The 2528-nt window shown below is 68.3% G+C and carries 2 protein-coding genes; both read left to right on the top strand.

The genetic code is table 11. The features are described 5' to 3' along the window. Positions 1–170 precede the first annotated feature (170 nt). Entirely contained in the window at positions 171–1076 is a 906-nt protein-coding gene (locus PseuLF5_RS28070; RefSeq protein WP_322957825.1) for a tyrosine-type recombinase/integrase, read from the top strand. 7 nt (positions 1077–1083) lie between these two features. Further along, the gene (locus PseuLF5_RS28065) at positions 1084–2277 is read left to right on the top strand and encodes an IS91 family transposase (RefSeq protein WP_340135113.1); all 1194 of its coding nucleotides are present in this window, start codon (positions 1084–1086) and stop codon (positions 2275–2277) included. The last annotated feature ends 251 nt before the right edge of the window (positions 2278–2528 follow it).

The following is a 2528-nucleotide window of genomic DNA, read 5'->3' as shown; positions in this document are numbered from 1 at the left end:
CGTGAGCTTACCACCCAACCAGAAATGCAAGCCGCACAACGGCTAGACCCATAGCACGAAGCCGCTGCGCGGCATTGGTGCTTGGCGGTGATGTAGCGGGCGGCGCTGAGGTTTGTCCCTGCGGCATCGGAGGCAGACGATGGGGTTCCTTCAACAAGAGGAACCCTGTCATGACGACGTCACCGACCCAAGCACCCATCACCCCGCTGCGTCAGCGGATGCTCGACGATATGGCGATGCGTTCGATGCGGGCTCGGACGCAGCACGACTATGTCCGCCACGTCCGCGCCTTCGCGGCGTTCCTGAAACGCCCGCCGGATACCGCGACGGCAGAGGATGTGCGGCGCTTCCAGGTCCACCAGCGCGAGCACGGCATCAGCGAGTCCGTCATCGGTGCCACGGTATCAGCGTTGCGCTTCCTATTCGGGGTGACACTCGACCGGCCGGACCTGTCGCGCAAGCTGGTGCTGGCGCCGCGTCCCCGGAAACTGCCGGATGTGCTGAGCGTCGATGAGGTCGCGCGGCTGCTCGAGGCGGCACCGGGCATCAAGTACCGGGCCGCGCTCGGCGTGGCGTACGGCGCCGGCCTGCGCGTGTCGGAGGTCGCGCACCTCAAGGCCGACGACATCGACAGCAAGCGCATGCTGATCCGCATCGAGGAAGGCAAAGGCCGCAAGGACCGCAACGCGATGCTATCGCCGCAACTGCTCGAACTACTGCGGCTCTGGTGGCGCGAGGGCAAGCGGCGCAGCGTCCTGCTACCGCATGGCTGGCTGTTCCCGGGCCGCAGCTACACCGACCCGATCTCGACCCGGCAGTTGCATCGCGCCGTTCATGAGGCGGCGGAGGCAGCCGGCATCCGCAAGCGGGTCAGCCCGCACACGCTGCGGCACAGCTTCGCCACGCACCTGCTCGAGCAGGATGTCGACATCCGCGTCATCCAGGTGCTGCTCGGGCACAGCAAGCTCGAGACCACCGCGCTTTACACCAAGGTCGCCACCCGCACGATCCGCGCGGTGACAGGGCCGCTCGACCAGCTGATGGCGCTGATGGAGGGCAGGACGCCCGCCGGGTGACGCCCGCGTGCGCGCCTCCCTCGAGGTCGCCGACATCTTCCGCGCTGCCGGTCCTTCATACCGGGTCACCCACACCGGGCATCTGAGCCTGGACCAGCTCAAGGTCATGTCGGCGATAGAAACCTGCCGGACCGCCATCATGGGCGGGCACGTCGAGGCCTGCACCGACTGCGGGCACTGGCGGATCGCCTATAACTCGTGCCGCAACCGGCACTGCCCGCGGTGCCAGGGTGCCGCCGCGCGCACGTGGCTCGCCGAGCGCGAGGCCGACCTGCTGCCGGTTGGCTATTTCCACGTCGTCTTCACGCTGCCAGCCGAGGTCGCCGATATCGCGCTCCAGAACAAGGCGGCGGTTTACGGCCTGCTGTTCCAGGCGGCGTCGGAGACGATGACGACTATCGCCGCGGACCCGAAGCATCTGGGCGTACGCATCGGCATCACCGCGGTCCTGCACACCTGGGGCTCGGCGATGACCCATCATCCGCACATCCACATGATTGTCCCGGGCGGCGGATTGTCGCCAGACGGCAGCCGCTGGATCTCGTCACGCCCGGCGTTTCTGCTACCTGTCCGCGTGCTCGGCAAGCTGTTCCGCCGCCTGTTCCTGACCCGGCTGATGGGGCTGTACGACGCCGGGCGGCTTGGCTTCCATGGCAGCCTCGCGCACCTTGCCGACCGGCGCACCTTCCTGCGGCACCTGGCCCCGGTCAGGAAGAAGCGCTGGGTCGTCTATGCCAAGCCGCCGTTCGCAGGCCCCGAGACGGTGCTCGCCTATCTGTCGCGCTATACCCACCGCGTCGCCATCTCGAACAGCCGGCTCCTGCGCCTCGACCAGACCGGCGTCACCTTCCGCTACAAGGATTACCGTCGCGGCGGTGTCGACCGCCAGCAGGTCATGACGCTCAGCCCCGACGAGTTCATCCGCCGCTTCCTGCTCCACATCCTGCCCAAGGGCTTCCACCGCATCCGCCACTATGGCCTGCTCGCCGGTGCCACCCGCAAGGCACAACTCGACCACGTCCGCCGGCTGCTCGGGGTCGCGCCGCCCGCAACGACCGACGTGCAACCCGAGCCCCCGGATGCCCGTCCGCCATGCCCATGCTGCGGCGGCCACATGGTCGTCATCGAAACCTTCGAACGCTGGTGCCGGCCTCGCGCCCCGCCGCACAGCGGCACTTCGACCGGGACCATCACGCCATGACCCCGCACGGCTCGACCCACCCCCGCCACGCGGTCACCCCGCTTCCGGCGTTCGTGCCGCTCGTACCGGGAACATCGCCAGCCACATCAACGCTCGCCCAGACCGCCAGTCCTACCCGACATCCATGCCGCGGGCTCTTCCCGAGTATCGCGCCGCGGCCTCAAACGGCCCATTCCGCCCAACATCGCACCGACCCGCCAGCCTTCGCGAAACCGCTTTCTCCATAGGCCACCGCTCGCGGCCCGCGGCTT

The sequence above is a fragment of the Pseudomonas sp. LF-5 genome (genome assembly GCF_037626295.1).
GTDB lineage: Bacteria > Pseudomonadota > Gammaproteobacteria > Pseudomonadales > Pseudomonadaceae > Aquipseudomonas > Aquipseudomonas monsensis.
This window is presented reverse-complemented; position numbering and strand designations above follow the sequence as displayed.

Coding starts and splice junctions, on each gene's coding strand:
- PseuLF5_RS28070 (WP_322957825.1), top strand. CDS start 171: ATGACGACGTCACCGACCCAAGCACCCATCACCCCGCTGCGTCAGCGG.